14 protein-coding genes are annotated in these 15,188 nt (G+C 56.7%); 12 read left to right on the top strand and 2 right to left on the bottom strand.

What is annotated here, in order from left to right; all coding sequences use genetic code 11:
• Nucleotides 1-76: 76 nt before the first annotated feature.
• Nucleotides 77-1,393, bottom strand: a complete 1,317-nt coding sequence (locus ACMXYJ_RS28635; protein ID WP_309676360.1) for a nucleotide sugar dehydrogenase — start codon at nucleotides 1,391-1,393, stop codon at nucleotides 77-79.
• Nucleotides 1,394-2,200: 807 nt separating this feature from the next.
• Nucleotides 2,201-2,980, bottom strand: a complete 780-nt coding sequence (gene yaaA / locus ACMXYJ_RS28630; protein ID WP_415757847.1) for a peroxide stress protein YaaA — start codon at nucleotides 2,978-2,980, stop codon at nucleotides 2,201-2,203.
• A 232-nt stretch (nucleotides 2,981-3,212) separates the two neighbouring features.
• Between yaaA and ACMXYJ_RS28625 the strand changes: the two genes are divergently transcribed.
• The 12 genes from ACMXYJ_RS28625 to cyoE all read left to right on the top strand — a co-directional run bounded on the left by ACMXYJ_RS28625 (nucleotide 3,213) and on the right by cyoE (nucleotide 14,937).
• A complete protein-coding gene (locus tag ACMXYJ_RS28625; protein WP_415757846.1) occupies nucleotides 3,213-4,337 on the top strand; it encodes a polysaccharide deacetylase family protein in 1,125 nt (374 codons plus the stop codon).
• A 337-nt stretch (nucleotides 4,338-4,674) separates the two neighbouring features.
• Nucleotides 4,675-6,069: a PhoH family protein gene (locus ACMXYJ_RS28620; protein ID WP_046045946.1), complete on the top strand. Its 1,395-nt coding sequence runs from the start codon at nucleotides 4,675-4,677 to the stop codon at nucleotides 6,067-6,069.
• Between the two features lie 170 nt (nucleotides 6,070-6,239).
• Nucleotides 6,240-6,713, top strand: a complete 474-nt coding sequence (gene moaC, locus ACMXYJ_RS28615; protein ID WP_033061025.1) for a cyclic pyranopterin monophosphate synthase MoaC — start codon at nucleotides 6,240-6,242, stop codon at nucleotides 6,711-6,713.
• On the top strand, nucleotides 6,710-6,952 hold the full coding sequence (moaD, locus tag ACMXYJ_RS28610) for a molybdopterin converting factor subunit 1 (RefSeq protein WP_415757845.1): 243 nt from the start codon (nucleotides 6,710-6,712) through the stop codon (nucleotides 6,950-6,952). The genes moaC and moaD overlap by 4 nt, the downstream gene beginning before the upstream one ends.
• Nucleotides 6,953-6,955: 3 nt before the next feature.
• The gene (gene moaE / locus ACMXYJ_RS28605) at nucleotides 6,956-7,408 is read left to right on the top strand and encodes a molybdopterin synthase catalytic subunit MoaE (protein ID WP_415757844.1); all 453 of its coding nucleotides are present in this window, start codon (nucleotides 6,956-6,958) and stop codon (nucleotides 7,406-7,408) included.
• 319 nt (nucleotides 7,409-7,727) lie between these two features.
• Entirely contained in the window at nucleotides 7,728-8,504 is a 777-nt protein-coding gene (locus ACMXYJ_RS28600) for an ABC transporter substrate-binding protein (protein ID WP_415757843.1), read from the top strand.
• Between the two features lie 263 nt (nucleotides 8,505-8,767).
• Nucleotides 8,768-9,277 (top strand): disulfide bond formation protein B, encoded by a 510-nt coding sequence (locus ACMXYJ_RS28595; RefSeq protein WP_415757842.1) that lies wholly within the window; start codon nucleotides 8,768-8,770, stop codon nucleotides 9,275-9,277.
• A gap of 816 nt (nucleotides 9,278-10,093) precedes the next feature.
• Nucleotides 10,094-11,038 carry a ubiquinol oxidase subunit II gene (gene cyoA / locus ACMXYJ_RS28590; RefSeq protein ID WP_008147621.1) on the top strand — a complete coding sequence of 315 codons (945 nt, stop codon included), beginning with the start codon at nucleotides 10,094-10,096 and terminating at the stop codon, nucleotides 11,036-11,038.
• Nucleotides 11,039-11,041: 3 nt separating this feature from the next.
• Entirely contained in the window at nucleotides 11,042-13,072 is a 2,031-nt protein-coding gene (gene cyoB, locus ACMXYJ_RS28585; protein ID WP_415757840.1) for a cytochrome o ubiquinol oxidase subunit I, read from the top strand.
• A 3-nt stretch (nucleotides 13,073-13,075) separates the two neighbouring features.
• Nucleotides 13,076-13,702 carry a cytochrome o ubiquinol oxidase subunit III gene (locus tag ACMXYJ_RS28580; protein WP_008147627.1) on the top strand — a complete coding sequence of 209 codons (627 nt, stop codon included), beginning with the start codon at nucleotides 13,076-13,078 and terminating at the stop codon, nucleotides 13,700-13,702.
• The gene (gene cyoD, locus ACMXYJ_RS28575; RefSeq protein WP_008147629.1) at nucleotides 13,703-14,038 is read left to right on the top strand and encodes a cytochrome o ubiquinol oxidase subunit IV; all 336 of its coding nucleotides are present in this window, start codon (nucleotides 13,703-13,705) and stop codon (nucleotides 14,036-14,038) included.
• A gap of 11 nt (nucleotides 14,039-14,049) precedes the next feature.
• A complete protein-coding gene (gene cyoE, locus ACMXYJ_RS28570) occupies nucleotides 14,050-14,937 on the top strand; it encodes a heme o synthase (RefSeq protein WP_415757839.1) in 888 nt (295 codons plus the stop codon).
• Nucleotides 14,938-15,188 lie beyond the last annotated feature (251 nt).

Here is a 15,188-nt window from a genome sequence, read left to right as displayed (position 1 = left end):
TTGATCTTTCGCTTGAAACTCAAGTGGACCTGGAAAGATCGCAGCCTCGTTTCACTCGACAGCTCCTACGACCGCATTACCAGCAGATGCCTTCAGTCCTGCCACTCACGTTGGTGGCTTGGGACATGAAACCGACCAGGTCGATCACTTGCTTGCCGTGTGGAGCGTTCTGCGCCAGGGCGCGGAATTTCTCGTCACGGTTGCCGAGGATGATCACGTCGGAGTTGTTGATCACGTCGTCGAAATCGGCGTTGAGCAAGGACGAGACGTGAGGGATCTTCGACTCGATGTAATCCTTGTTCGCACCGTGGACACGGGCGTATTCGACGTTGGTGTCGTAGATGCTCAGGTCGTAACCCTTGCCGATCAGCATTTCCGCCAGATCAACCAGCGGGCTTTCGCGCAGGTCGTCAGTGCCGGCCTTGAAACTCAGACCCAGCAGGGCGACTTTGCGTTTGCCGTGGCTGGTGACGATGTCGAAGGCGTTCTGCACCTGGGACTCGTTACTGCGCATCAACGAGTTCAGCAGCGGTGCTTCCACGTCCAGGGAACCGGCGCGGTAGGTCAGGGCGCGAACGTCTTTCGGCAGGCAGGAACCGCCGAACGCGAAACCAGGGCGCATGTAGTACTGGGACAGGTTCAGCGTCTTGTCCTGGCAGACCACTTCCATCACTTCGCGGCCATCGACGCCGACAGCCTTGGCGATGTTGCCGATCTCGTTGGCGAAGGTCACCTTGGTGGCGTGCCACACGTTGCAGGTGTACTTGATCATCTCGGCCACTGCGATGTCCTTGCGGATGATCGGAGCGTCGAGTTCTTCGTACAGCGATTGCAGAACGTCGCCGCTTGCCTTGTCGAACTCGCCGATGACGGTCATTGGCGGCAGGTCGTAATCGGCGATCGCAGTGCTTTCACGCAGGAACTCAGGGTTCACTGCAACACCGAAGTCGACACCGGCTTTCTTGCCGGAGCAGTCTTCGAGGATCGGGATCACTACGTTTGCCACAGTGCCTGGCAGTACGGTGCTGCGAACCACGATGGTGTGACGGGTGGTCTTGTCACGCAGGACAAAACCGATCTCGCGGCACACGGCTTCGATGTAGTTCAGTTCCAGGTCGCCGTTCTTCTTGCTCGGCGTGCCGACGCAGATCATCGACAGGTCGGTGTCGCGAATCGCCTCGGCGAAGTTGGTCGTGCCGCGCAATTTGCCCGTCTCGATACCCTTCTGCAGAAGCTCGCCCAGACCCGGTTCAACGATCGGCGATTTACCGGCGTTGATCATATCGATTTTGTCTTTGGCAACATCGACGCCAACGACGTCATGGCCCCGTGCAGACAGGCAACCGGCACATACTGCGCCGACGTAACCCAAACCAAATATGCTGATGCGCATCGCAATTACCTCTGTGTTTATCAAGCCATTACATGGCCGGAGTTAATGGTGTTCAGCGGTGATAGTGCACTCGGAAGTGCGCCTTAAAGGCGTCACAATGCCGCGTGCAGGCATATAAGTTCCGAGTGTCTAAATAAGTGCACTCAAGATGTGCGCAACTAGGCTTTTATTGTTATGGCGTGCCCTGTTATGCAGCAGATCTTCTAATCAGAAGACATTCGTGCAAAGGTCTTGCGCGCTCAAAGCCAGGCCAGAAGCCCGTAAATCAAGCGGTTGGGTGCTCAGGTGAGCACGTTTATAGGGGCGCAGCCTTGGCCTTGTAGGGGATATTTATGATGTTTATCTCCTATCCTTCATGTGTTGCCCAAATCAGGAATCAGTAAGCAGAAGTTAATGTGACAACTTTGCTACGTGAATCTCTTCTCTGCGTAAGTTATCTCGTACAAGCTCAGAGATAATGGTTACCGGTGGTATGAACGACGCATTTGGACATAGTTCCTGTCCGCCCATCGCGAATTCAGAAATTTCTTGAAATATTGAAAAAGATGGCACTGCTTTCATATTGATAGCAACACCTGTTTCGCCCTTTATACATAGGGTTATTGGCGGATTAGATAGTTATGTGCCACTACCGATAAAAAATTTCAGTGCCACTACTGAAAAAATTCAACAAAGTCGAGTGAAACTAAAGTTAGAAAATCGGGTGATTGATTTTTGACGTCAGTAAAGTGACGAGTGAGGCGAGGAATTGTTGGACGATTGGACGTGGCGCACGACCCGTTAATGAGGCGTGCGCCAACCGGATATTTACTCGGGTGCGTGGTCGCGCAGGAACACCAGATTGTCCGGTTTAGACTGCTCGGCGCTGTAGCGATAACCTTGTACATCGAACTGCTTGAGGGCTTGCGGGTCGTTGATGCGCTCTTCAATGACGAAGCGACTCATCATGCCGCGGGCCTTTTTCGCGTAGAAGCTGATGATCTTGTACTGGCCGTTCTTCAGATCCTTGAAGTCGGTATTGATGATGCGCGCGTTCAGGGCGTTGCGTTTGACCGCCGAGAAGTACTCGTTGGAGGCCAGGTTCAGTAGCACGTCATCACCTTGATCGGCCAAGGCTTCGTTCAGCCATTCGCTGATGCGTGTGCCCCAGAAGGCATACAAGTCCTTGCCGCGGGCATTCGCCAGTTTGGTGCCCATCTCCAGTCGATACGGCTGCATCAGGTCCAGTGGGCGCAGCAGGCCGTACAGGCCGGACAACATGCGCAAGTGCTGCTGGGCGTAATCGAAATCGGCCTCGCTGAAGGTTTGTGCATTCAACCCGGTGTAGACGTCGCCCTTGAAGGCGAGCAGTGCCTGCTTGGCGTTTTCCGGAGTGAATGCGGGCGTCCAGCTGCCGAAACGCGCGGCGTTGAGCCCGCCGATCTTGTCGGAGACGTGCATCAACTCGCTGATCTGCGAAGGGGCCAGCTCGCGCAATTGCAGGATCAGCTCCTGGGAATGGTCGAGGTATTGTGGCTGGGTGAAGCGCTGGGTCGCCGGCGGTGTTTCGTAATCGAGGGTCTTGGCGGGGGAAATCACCATCAGCATGAAGTCGTCTCCTTTAATCGTGGGGGCGATTCTAGGGGGTTGTCCTTGTTGACTCCAGCTATGAGCGTCATAGGTGATCGATGGTGTCATGGAACAAGATCGCAGCCTCGCTTCGCTCGACAGCTCCTACAGTGCGCGTACATCTGTAGGAGCTGTCGAGCGAAGCGAGGCTGCGATCTTTTGATCTTCCCGCGATATAGTGCCGCGCGGGTTTTGTTATGGAGACATCCCATTGCGTATCGTTTTTCTATTCTCGGCCTGGCTGTTGAGCTTTGGTGCCATGGCGGCGTCGGGCGATGTGGCAACGCTTGATCGCAGCACCTGGCCTGAACAGCTCAACAGCCCGACCCTGTTTGATGTGGCGTCACGAGCCGAGATCCTCATGTTTTCTCGCGTCCTGTTGGCCAGCGAATCCCTGGATGAAGTGAGCCTGGCCCAGCGCCTGGGGTTGCGCACGGTCAATCTGGAATCGATCAACAACCTGCGCCAGCGCATGTGGCAGCGGCTGCTGACCAACTACAACTACGCCCAGCAGAGCTGCGATCAGGATGCCTCCTTCTGTTTTCTGGTCGAGGACATGGACACCCTGCGCCAGCAAGCCGCCAAGTTTCAGGTCAGCGATGAGAGCTACTACATAAAGTGGGCCGAGCCGAGCCGACTGTTCCACGCCCAGTATCTGGACGAGCAGTTGCGCAAGGCAGCGCTGTTTCCGCAAACCAGCAGCGAAGTCGATCGTTTTGGCGACTATGAACGCAACGGCGATCAGATGCATGACCGGCTGTTTTTGCTGACCTTCGACAGTGCCGCCAATGCCGCGCCGGATAACACCGCCTGGGCCACGGAATACCTGCGCAAGTCGAACATGAGTGGCACGTTCTTCGTCCTCGGCAAGGACATCCAGGCCCGTCTGGCCGATCGTTCGGTAGCCAGCCTGCAAGCGACGTACTCGAAGCAGTGCATTGGCGCACAAGGCTGGGAATTTCGCTCCCACAGCCACTGGCAGGACTGGCAGGACTCGGTGCGACGCAGCGTCGAACTGGTCAAAAGCAAACTGCCCGAGAACTACGTGCCATTGTTTCGGCCGCCCGATGGCCAGCGTCGGTCTGACGCTGAAGGATTCTTCAAATCCCAGGGCTTGCAGGTGGCGCTGTGGGATATCGATGCCCAGGACGGTGCGGGCAAGCTGAAAGCCAATCAGAGCGGCCAGCGGGTGTTGAGTTTGATGTTGTTGTGGCGCCACGGGGTGATCAACTTCAACGTGAAGCAGGATGTGCTGAAAACGGCGATGCCCTGGCTCATCACGCAAACGGCGCAAAGCGGAATCGGCTGGGAAGACTGTCAGGACGCGTTTCGCTGAAAACGACGAAAGTCCGTAAACATTGGGGGAGGGGTGGTTTTGGGAGAGAATTCGGTGCAGGCGGACTTCCGACTTTAACGGGGTGATGGCAATCCGCCTAGTGCTATTGGTCACTCTGAAAAATAAACTTCAAAAAAACGTCAAAGTACTTTTTTCTGTCACAGGTTTTGGAGTATTACGAAGACAGACCGCCGAAACCTGCAACACAGGTGGCGTCTTCCAAGACCCCAATTTGTGTGCAGTTCACTTGAATCCTCGCAGGTGAATTCGGTGGCCACTTCGAGGCGCAGCACTGTAACGGTATTGCGTCGACTGGCTCCCACAAAGGTGACCGAGTATGGATGATCACGGACGTAGTTCTTCCTCCAACCAGCCAATCCTTTATGTACTCGATACCAACGTATTGATTCACGATCCAAACGCCCTGCTTAACTTCGAAGAACACCATGTCGCCATCCCGATGACCGTGCTTGAGGAGCTCGACAAGCTCAAGAGCGGGCATCACAGCGTGGCTGCAGAATGCCGTCAGGCGATTCGCCTGATCGACAAGACCTTGGGCGATGCCAGCCCCGAAGATGTCGAACTCGGTGTGCCGATCCAGCGCGGCAAGAGTGGGCCCAAGGGTTTGCTGTCAATTTTGATGAGCAAACGTGCCGAACCGAACATCATTCTGCCCGAGCACCTGAACGACAACATCATCATCAACCAGTTGATCGACCTGCACGCACGCGAACCAAAGCTGCCCGTGGTGCTGGTCACCAAAGACATCAACATGCGCCTCAAGGCCCGGGCTTGCGGGATCGCGGCCGAGGACTACAGCACCGACCAACTGGTTGACGACGTGTCGCTGCTGCCCAACGGTTATCACAACATGACCGGCTCCTTCTGGGACCGAGTGAGGAATGTCGACACCCGTCAGGATCATGGCCGCACCTGGCACCAGGTGCAGTTGATCGACAACCTGCCGGCGGTGCACGTCAACGAGTTCATCATCGATGAACAGGGCTTTGTCGGCTGGATCAAGGAGATCGAGGAAGACAAGCTGCTGATTCTCGACCTGCATCAGGAACCCCTGTTGCACCAGGAAGCCTGGGGCCTGAAACCGCGTGACATCTATCAAAGCCTGGCGCTGTACGCCTTGCTCGATCCGGATATCCACCTGGTCAACCTGACCGGGGCAGCGGGTTCCGGTAAAACCATCCTCGCACTGGCGGCGGCGATCGAGCAGACCATGGTCAGCAAACGCTATCGCCGGATCATCGCGACCCGTAGCGTGCAGGGCCTGGACCAGGAGATCGGTTTCCTGCCCGGCACTGAAGCGGAAAAAATGGAGCCTTGGCTGGGCGCCATCACCGACAACCTCGAAGCCTTGCACATGGATGACGAAAACACCCATGGCAGTGTCGATTACATCCTCAGCAAAGTGCCGTTGCAGTTCAAATCCCTCAACTACATTCGAGGCCGCAGCTTCCAGCAGAGTCTGATCCTGATCGATGAATGCCAGAACCTCACGCCGCACCAGATGAAAACCATCATCACCCGTGCCGGCGCCGGTTCCAAAGTGGTGTGCCTGGGCAACCTGGCGCAGATCGACACCCCTTACCTGTCCGCGACCAGTTCCGGGCTGACGTACCTGACAGAACGCTTCAAGGATTTCCCCAACGGTGTACACATCACCCTGCAAGGGGTGCCACGTTCGATTCTGGCCGAATACGCCGAATCGCATTTGTAAACCCTCACCAAAACCGGGCGGCCCAAAGCCGCCCGGTTTTTTTATGCCCAACACATAACCCTGTGGGAGCAAGCTCGCTCCCACAGGGTATGTGTGGTGGCTCGATAATCAAACGTGCGGAATTTTGACCCACAGGTTTACAATCGGGGCTCCTGATCAGGAGTATCCCTGTGCTGACTCATCTCGATTCCCAAGGTCGCGCCAATATGGTCGACGTCACTGAAAAAGCCGTGACGTTCCGTGAAGCAACGGCCCAAGCGCTGGTGCGCATGCTGCCCGAAACCCTGCAGATGATCGTCAGCGGCGGTCACCCCAAGGGTGATGTGTTCGCCGTGGCGCGTATCGCCGGCATTCAGGCCGCGAAGAAAACCAGCGATCTGATCCCTCTGTGTCATCCGCTGCTGCTCACCGGCGTCAAGGTCGAGCTCAGTGCCGAAGGCGACGACACCGTACGCATCGTTGCGCGCTGCAAGTTGTCCGGACAAACCGGCGTGGAGATGGAAGCCCTGACCGCCGCCAGCGTCGCGGCGCTGACTATCTATGACATGTGCAAGGCCGTGGATCGCGGCATGACTATTGAAAGCGTGCGCCTGCTGGAGAAACTCGGCGGCAAGAGCGGCCATTTCCAGGCGGATCAACCATGAACGTCACCGTGAAGTTTTTTGCCCGTTACCGTGAAGCGCTCGGCGTGGACTCAGTGAAGGTCGAAGGCAACTTCGCCACCGTCGACGATGTGCGTGCACTGTTGGCCCAGCGGGACGGTGCGGATGTGCTGAGCGAACAGAACCTGATGTGCGCCCGCAACGAAGACCTGTGCCAGCTCGATGAGCCGGTGAGCGATGGCGATGAAGTGGCCTTTTTCCCGACCGTGACCGGAGGCTGAGCCATGGCGATTCGCGTGCAATCCACGGCGTTCGATCCGGGTGCTGAAGTCAATGCCATGCACGCCTCCAATGTGGGTGTTGGTGCGGTGGTGAGTTTTGTCGGCTATGTTCGCGACTTCAATGACGGACTCGACGTCGCCGGGATGTTCCTTGAACACTACCCGGGCATGACCGAAAAAGCCCTCGCCAAGATCGCCACAGAGGCCGAGCAGCGCTGGCCGCTGCTCAAACTTGAAGTGCTGCATCGCATCGGCGCCCTGGAGCCGGGGGAGCCGATCGTCTTCGTCGGCGCCGCCAGCGCCCACCGCCAGGCCGCGTTCGACGCCTGCGCCTTTGTCATGGACTACCTGAAAACCCGCGCACCGTTCTGGAAGAAAGAAAACACCCCTGACGGGTCGCGTTGGGTTGAAGGGCGTGACAGCGATCATGCGGCGGCGGATCGCTGGAAGCAGTAAGTAACCAATTAGTTCTTCGTTGACTGTCAGTCCGCCTTCGCGAGCAAGCCCGCTCCCACATTGGTTCTGAGTCGAACACAAAATTGGTGTTTGAAGGAGATCGAATGTGGGAGCGGGCTTGCTCGCGAAGAGGCCATCCGCATCACCCAATTTCCCACTGATTCACCTCCCGACCATCGGCGGCCACATCTTTAATAGCCCTGATTGACGATCAATACATAAAAGTCCAGTATGGAATTATAAGTACAAAAAAGGCCTTGCCCGTTTCTGCTCTTTCTTCTGTCTTGCCAAACCAACAACAACCCGCGAGAGAACGAACATGAAGAAATTCCCCCTCATTACCGGTCTGGCTCTGAGCCTGTTGGCGTGCAGCAGCCTGTTCGCCGCCGATAAAACCCTGCGCATCGGTATCGAAGCGGCTTATCCACCGTTCGCGTCCAAAACCGATAAAGGCGAGATTGTCGGGTTCGACTACGACATCGGCAATGCCCTGTGCGCGCAGATGAAGGTCAAGTGCGTCTGGGTCGAAGGTGAGTTCGACGGTCTGATTCCTTCCCTTAAAGTGAAGAAAATCGACATGGCGCTGTCGTCCATGACCATCAACGAAGACCGCAAGAAGTCGGTGGATTTCACTCACAAGTATTACTTCACCTCATCGCGACTGGTGATGAAGGACGGCGCGGCGGTGGATGATCAGTACGCCAGCCTCAAGGGCAAGACGGTTGGCGTGCAGCGTGCAACCACCACTGACCGTTACGCCACTGAGGTTTTCGAGCCGAAGGGTATCAACGTCAAGCGTTACGGCAACAACGAAGAGATCTACATGGATCTGGCTGCCGGTCGCCTCGATGCCATTTTTGCCGACACCATCCCGCTGAATGACTTCCTGATGATGCCGCGTGGCAAGGGTTACGCCTTTGTCGGGCCGGAGCTCAAGGATCCGAAATACGTGGGCGAGGGCGCCGGGATTGCAGTGCGCAAGGGCAACACCGAGTTGGTCTCCGAACTGAACACGGCCATCGACGGCATTCGCGCCAGCGGCGAATACCAGAAGATTTCAGAGAAGTACTTCAAGTCTGATATCTACGGCGACTGATCAATCGCATCGCCAGCAGGCTGGCTCCCACAGTTGAATGCATTCCAAAGCAGGTCAGCCTGTGAATGCATTCCAAAGTGAGAGCCAGCCTGCTGACGATGCGGTCGTGGGATCATGCAAATTTCTGGAAATAGCCCGAATTTAATCCCTTCTTAACCAGCTTGTCGTCTATTCCCCCGATACCCCGCTGTGCGCGCCGGACTCTCAAAGGTCAGGGCCAGCGTGTAGACTTCTGGGCAATCGATATTTAGAAGGGAAACGCAATGAGCGAGGAAACGATGCAGTTGGGCCGCGAACGGCGCTATCTGGTGTTGCTGGGCATCATCTGCCTGGGGCTGATCGGTGGCGCGCTGTACATGCAAATTGTTCTGGGCGAGGCGCCATGCCCGCTGTGCATCCTGCAACGTTATGCGTTGCTGCTGATTGCGCTCTTCGCGTTCATCGGTGCGGCCATGCGCACCCGCCGCAGCATCACGGTATTTGAAACCCTGGTGGTGATCTGCGCCATTGCAGGCGTCGGGGTGGCCGGGCATCACGTTTATACCCAGTTCTATCCGACAGTCAGTTGCGGCATCGACGTGCTGCAACCGATTGTCGACGGTTTGCCACTGGCGAAGATCTTCCCACTTGGCTTCCAGGTCGACGGCTTCTGCTCCACGCCGTACCCGCCGATCCTCGGTCTGTCGCTTGCACAATGGGCGCTGCTGGCCTTTGTGCTGATCGTGGTGCTGGTGCCGCTGCTCACTTCGCGTAACCGCAAAGCCCTGCGCTGAAGTCATCCGCCGCAATCGCTGCCACACAAAAAAACGCCCCGGCCCTCGTTGAGGGAGCTGGGGCGTTTTGCATTTCAGGGCATGGGTTAAATGACCTTGATGCGCGACAAGTCTGGGTGCGGCACGTGTGCGACATGTTGTCACAGCGGGAGTGTCGCAAGGCATTTCAGGTCGCCGAATTGGTACGTGGCTACGCAACAAAATTGGTCTGTTTCAGCGTGGGACAACTTCAGCCCGAATAATCTGGAACAGGCAGTTTTAACAGGCCTTGGCGAATCGCCGAAGCCCTTGTCACATGGGGGCTTTGGCAGGGTCGAAGGAGGGCGCAGAGCCTTCGATACTGTCTGAACTGCCTGAGGTAGACCTACATTTTTTGGTGTTTTTGTTGAGAATCAATTTCGATACCATGGCGCACTTTTGCAAATATCGTTAATGATTGTTGCTGGAATGGATAAAAATTATTTCGGGATGAGACATGGTTTATAAAACGTTACATATCTACAATCGCCCGCACTGAATTCCCGGCACTGCTCATCCCTGAGCAGGAATAGGGCGTCGAGAGGCCGATTGGCTTCATGCGACTCCCAGGTGTCGGTGCCTTCCAACTATCCGCACCAAATGGAATTGGTCTGTAACAAGGCCTTTGACCACGAATTCGAATAAGAACTCAACGCTAGCCCAGGATTTGTCGAACAGCGTCTGACGCGCGACGGGCAGCCACTTATTCAATCCAAGAAAAATGCCAACCCTTGGCAGGGTGAAGTGTTGGCGATCAAAACCCAACTGCATTGCGCAAGCTGCTTTAGAGGTCGTGAGATGAGTAAAAACAGGTACCCCAGACTACTAGGCTTATTGCCGCTGATCGGCACGTTGTTGCTGTCAGGCTGCAACATGACCTTGCTCGATCCCAAGGGCCAGGTCGGCCTGGACGAGCGAAACCTGATCATCACCGCAACGCTGCTGATGCTGTTGGTCGTGGTTCCGGTCATCGTCATGACCTTCCTGTTCGCCTGGAAATACCGCGCGTCCAACACCGACGCTGTCTACACGCCGAAATGGTCGCACTCCACCAAAATTGAAATCGCGGTGTGGGCTGTTCCAGTGCTGATCATCATTGCCCTGGGTTATGTCACCTACAAGTCGACCCACGCGCTGGATCCCTACAAGCCGCTGGAATCCGACGTCAAGCCGATCACCATTGAAGTCGTCGCGCTGGACTGGAAGTGGATGTTCATCTATCCAGAGCAAGGCATCGCCACCGTCAACAAGATCGTGTTCCCGGCGCACACGCCGATCAACTTCAAGGTGACCTCGGACTCCGTGATGAACTCGTTCTTCATCCCGGCCCTGGGCGGCCAGATCTACGCGATGGCCGGCATGCAGACCAAACTGCACCTGATCGCCAACCAGAACGCTGAAATGGACGGTATCTCCGCCAACTACAGCGGCGCTGGTTTCACCGGCATGAAATTCAAAGCTATCGCCACCTCTCAGGAAGATTTCGACGCCTGGGTCAGCGAAGTCAAAAAGGCACCTAAACAGCTTGAAAAAGCTGAATACGAAGCCCTTTCCAAGCCAAGCCAGAACAACCCAGTCGAGCTCTACTCCTCGGTCACGCCAAACCTGTTCCAGATCATCGTCGACAAGTACGAAGGCATGAATCCGGGCAAGCCGATGCACCACGAGAAGAAAGAGCACGAAATGGCCGCCATGGAAGGGATGGACATGAGTTCGCATTCAGCTGCCGGGGCAGAGGAGTAAACGATGTTTGGTAAATTAAGTTGGGAAGCGGTCCCGTTCCACGAACCGATCGTGATGATAACCATCGCCATGATCGCGCTCGGTGGTCTGGCGCTGTTCGCTGCAATCACCTATTTCAAGAAGTGGACCTACCTGTGGTCCGAGTGGCTGACCTCGGTCGACCACAAGAAAATCGGCGTGATGTACATCATCGTTGCCATGGTCATGCTGCTGCGCGGTTTTGCCGACGCCATCATGATGCGTACCCAGTTGGCCATGGCCACCGAGGGTTCGCCTGGCTACCTGCCGCCTGAACACTATGACCAGATCTTCACCGCTCACGGTGTGATCATGATCATCTTCATGGCGATGCCATTCTTCACCGGCCTGATGAACCTTGCAGTGCCGCTGCAGATCGGCGCGCGTGACGTTGCCTTCCCGTTCCTGAACTCCCTGAGCTTCTGGCTGCTGGTATCGGGCGTGGTGCTGATCAACCTGTCCCTGGGCGTTGGCGAATTCGCCAAGACCGGTTGGGTTGCCTATCCGCCGCTGTCGGGTCTGCAATACAGCCCGGGCGTGGGGATGGATTACTACATCTGGGCGCTACAGCTATCCGGGTTGGGTACGACGCTGACGGGGGTCAACTTCCTGGCCACCGTGCTGAAAATGCGTACCCCGGGCATGAAGCTGATGGACATGCCGATCTTCACCTGGACCTGCACCTGGGCCAACGTCCTGATCGTGGCCTCGTTCCCGATCCTGACCGCTACCCTGGCACTGCTGACGCTTGACCGTTACATGGATTTCCACATTTTCACCAATGAACTTGGTGGCAATCCAATGATGTACGTCAACCTGTTCTGGGCCTGGGGTCACCCCGAGGTTTACATCCTGATTCTGCCGGCGTTCGGGATCTTCTCCGAAGTCATCTCGACCTTCACTGGCAAGCGTCTGTTCGGCCACCACTCGATGGTCTACGCATCGGGCGCGATCTCGATCCTGGGCTTCATGGTCTGGCTGCACCACTTCTTCACCATGGGTTCGGGTGCCAGCGTCAACGCCTTCTTCGGTCTGGCGACGATGCTGATTTCGATCCCGACGGGGGTGAAGCTATTCAACTGGCTGTTCACCATTTACCAAGGGCGTCTGCGTTTCACCAGCCAGGTTCTGTGGACCCTGGGCTTCATGGTGACCTTCGCCATCGGCGGCATGACCGGCGTACTGCTGGCCATTCCGGGTGCGGACTTCGTCCTGCACAACAGCCTGTTCGTGATCGCTCACTTCCACAACGTGATCATTGGCGGCGCGGTATTCGGCTACATCGCAGGCTTCGGCTTCTACTTCCCTAAAGCGTTCGGCTTCAAGCTGCACGAAGGTTGGGGCAAGGCAGCGTTCTGGTTCTGGATCTCGGGCTTCTTCGTCGCGTTCATGCCGCTCTATGCACTGGGCTTCATGGGCATGACCCGTCGTCTGAACGCCACCACCAACCCTGAGTGGGTGCCGTACCTGTACGTCGCCATGTTCGGTGCGGTAATGATCGCGGTCGGTATCGCCTGCCAGCTGATCCAGCTGTATGTCAGCGTGCGTGATCGCAACAAGCCGGAAAACATGTGCGAACACGGTGACCCGTGGAATGCACACACGCTGGAATGGTCGACCTCGTCGCCACCACCGTTCTACAACTTTGCCGTGCTGCCAAAAGCGGACACCATCGATCCGTTCACCGAAGCCAAGGAAGACGGTACCGCGTACAAGGCTCCGGCCCGTTACGAACCGATCCACATGCCAAACAACACCGCTACCGGTGTGGTCATGGGTGCTCTGTTGACCGTGTTCGGTTTCGCGATGATCTGGCACATCTGGTGGTTGGCCATCGTTGGCCTGGTTGGCACCGTGGGCTACTTCGTGATCCACGCTGCCCGCGATGATCAGGGCTATATGGTGCCGGTCGACGTGATCGAGCGCATCGAAGCCGAGCAGCACAAGCGTCTGGTAGCGGCCGGGAAAGTTCCAGCCACCGCCACCCGTGTTGAAACCTCGTTGGAACAGGCTTAAACCATGTCGAACTTAGTGACCACTGCTGGACACGCCCATGGCACGGACCATGGGCACGACGACCATCACCACGACTCGGGCGAGATGACCGTATTCGGTTTCTGGCTCTACCTGATGACCGACTGCATTCTGTTTGCGTCGATCTTCGCGGCGTACGCGGTACTGGTTAACAACGTAGCGGGTGGCCCGTCGGGCCACGACATCTTCGAACTGCCATACGTACTGGGCGAAACCGCTCTGCTGCTGTTCAGTTCGATCACCTACGGCTTCGCCATGCTGGCGTTGTTCAAGGGCAAGAAGAACCAGGTCCTGGGCTGGCTGGGCATGACCTTCCTGTTCGGTGCCGGCTTCATCGGCATGGAGATCAACGAGTTCCACATGCTGATCTCCGAGGGCTTCGGTCCTAGCCGCAGCGGCTTTCTGTCCGGGTTCTTCACCCTGGTCGGCACCCACGGTCTGCACGTGACCAGCGGTCTGATCTGGATGGCGATCATGATGTATCAGGTGCAGAAAAACGGCCTGACGGCGACCAACAAGACCCGTCTGAGCTGCCTGAGCCTGTTCTGGCACTTCCTGGACGTGGTGTGGATCTGCGTATTCACCGTTGTTTATCTGATGGGGACTATGTAAATGGCTAACGCTCATTCCCACGATAGCCACGACGCCAGCCACGGCAGCGTCAAGTCTTACGCTATCGGTTTCATTCTGTCGGTGATCCTGACGGTCATTCCTTTCGGCCTGGTGATGTACCCATCGCTGCCGAAAGCCCTGACCCTGTGGATCGTACTGGCCTTCGCAGTGATCCAGGTGCTGGTGCACCTGGTGTACTTCCTCCACCTGGACCGCTCCGCTGCCCAGCGTAACAACGTGATCGCGTTTGTCTTCGCTGCACTGGTCATCGTCCTGTTGGTAGGCCTGTCGCTGTGGATCATGTTCAGCATCCACTCCAACATGATGGCGCACTGAGGAAAGTCCGGATGTCCTTTAAGCACTTTATCCAAATCACCAAACCGGGGATCATTTTCGGTAACGTGCTTTCTGTGGCAGGCGGATTTTTCCTGGCCTCGAAAGGGCATGTCGATCTGGCCATTTTCCTGGCCGCCATGATCGGCACGTCGCTGGTGGTGGCTTCCGGTTGCGTGTTCAACAACTGCATCGACCGCGACATCGACCTGAAGATGGAACGCACGAAGAACCGGGCGCTGGTCCAGGGCTTGATCTCCCTGAAACTGGCCCTGGCGTTTGCGACCGTCCTGGGTGTTTTCGGCGTTGCACTGTTGTACAAAGTGGCCAACCCTTTGGCCGCATTGTTCGCGGTGATCGGCTTCGTCATCTACGTCGGCTTCTACAGCCTGTACCTCAAGCGCAAGTCGGTTCACGGCACGCTGGTGGGCAGTCTGTCGGGCGCCATGCCACCGGTGATTGGCTACGTGGCGGTGACGAACAACTTCGACATGGCCGCACTGACGCTGCTGGTGATGTTCAGCCTGTGGCAGATGCCGCATTCCTACGCCATCGCGATCTTCCGCTTCAACGATTACCTGGCCGCATCGATTCCGGTGCTGCCAGTGAAGCGCGGGATTCAAGTGGCGAAGAAGCACATCCTGCTCTACATCCTGGCGTTCCTCGTAGCGACCTTGATGCTGACCTTCAGCGGCTACGCCGGCATGAGCTACCTCGCCGTCGCCGCGGCCATGGGCATGTACTGGTTGTACATGGCCTGGACCGGCTACAAGGCAGTGGATGACACGGTCTGGGCACGCAAGCTGTTCGTGTTCTCGATCTTCACCATTACCGCGTTGAGCGTGATGATGTCGCTGGACTTTAAAGTGCCGAGTGAGCTGTTGCTGACGTACGCGCCTTAAGGTTTAGAGGCTGCAAAGAAAAGCCCCGCCTTCGAGAGAAGCGCGGGGTTTTTTATTGGGTTTCTTTTGGTAGACCGCGTCGCCCCTATCGCGAGCAGGCTCGCTCCCACATTGGATCGGTGGCACCGTTAATGTTGAGTACGACGCTGAACCCCTGTGGGAGCGAGCCTGCTCGCGAAGGCGGTGTGTCAGGCGCCATCAATACTGGCTGATACGGCCTCTTCGCGAGCAAGCCCGCTCCCACAAGGTTA

It is taken from the genome of Pseudomonas arabinosi, assembly GCF_047758675.1.
GTDB lineage: Bacteria > Pseudomonadota > Gammaproteobacteria > Pseudomonadales > Pseudomonadaceae > Aquipseudomonas > Aquipseudomonas arabinosi.
Note: the sequence above shows the minus strand (reverse complement) of the source record. Positions and strands in the feature narration are given on the sequence as shown.

Bases quoted from the DNA above. Each gene is read 5' to 3' on its own strand.
- ACMXYJ_RS28635 (WP_309676360.1), bottom strand. From the start codon at position 1,393: ATGCGCATCAGCATATTTGGTTTGGGTTACGTCGGCGCAGTATGTGCC.
- yaaA (WP_415757847.1), bottom strand. From the start codon at position 2,980: ATGCTGATGGTGATTTCCCCCGCCAAGACCCTCGATTACGAAACACCG.
- ACMXYJ_RS28620 (WP_046045946.1), top strand. From the start codon at position 4,675: ATGGATGATCACGGACGTAGTTCTTCCTCCAACCAGCCAATCCTTTAT.
- moaD (WP_415757845.1), top strand. From the start codon at position 6,710: ATGAACGTCACCGTGAAGTTTTTTGCCCGTTACCGTGAAGCGCTCGGC.
- moaE (WP_415757844.1), top strand. From the start codon at position 6,956: ATGGCGATTCGCGTGCAATCCACGGCGTTCGATCCGGGTGCTGAAGTC.
- ACMXYJ_RS28600 (WP_415757843.1), top strand. From the start codon at position 7,728: ATGAAGAAATTCCCCCTCATTACCGGTCTGGCTCTGAGCCTGTTGGCG.
- ACMXYJ_RS28595 (WP_415757842.1), top strand. From the start codon at position 8,768: ATGAGCGAGGAAACGATGCAGTTGGGCCGCGAACGGCGCTATCTGGTG.
- cyoA (WP_008147621.1), top strand. From the start codon at position 10,094: ATGAGTAAAAACAGGTACCCCAGACTACTAGGCTTATTGCCGCTGATC.
- cyoB (WP_415757840.1), top strand. From the start codon at position 11,042: ATGTTTGGTAAATTAAGTTGGGAAGCGGTCCCGTTCCACGAACCGATC.
- ACMXYJ_RS28580 (WP_008147627.1), top strand. From the start codon at position 13,076: ATGTCGAACTTAGTGACCACTGCTGGACACGCCCATGGCACGGACCAT.
- cyoD (WP_008147629.1), top strand. From the start codon at position 13,703: ATGGCTAACGCTCATTCCCACGATAGCCACGACGCCAGCCACGGCAGC.
- cyoE (WP_415757839.1), top strand. From the start codon at position 14,050: ATGTCCTTTAAGCACTTTATCCAAATCACCAAACCGGGGATCATTTTC.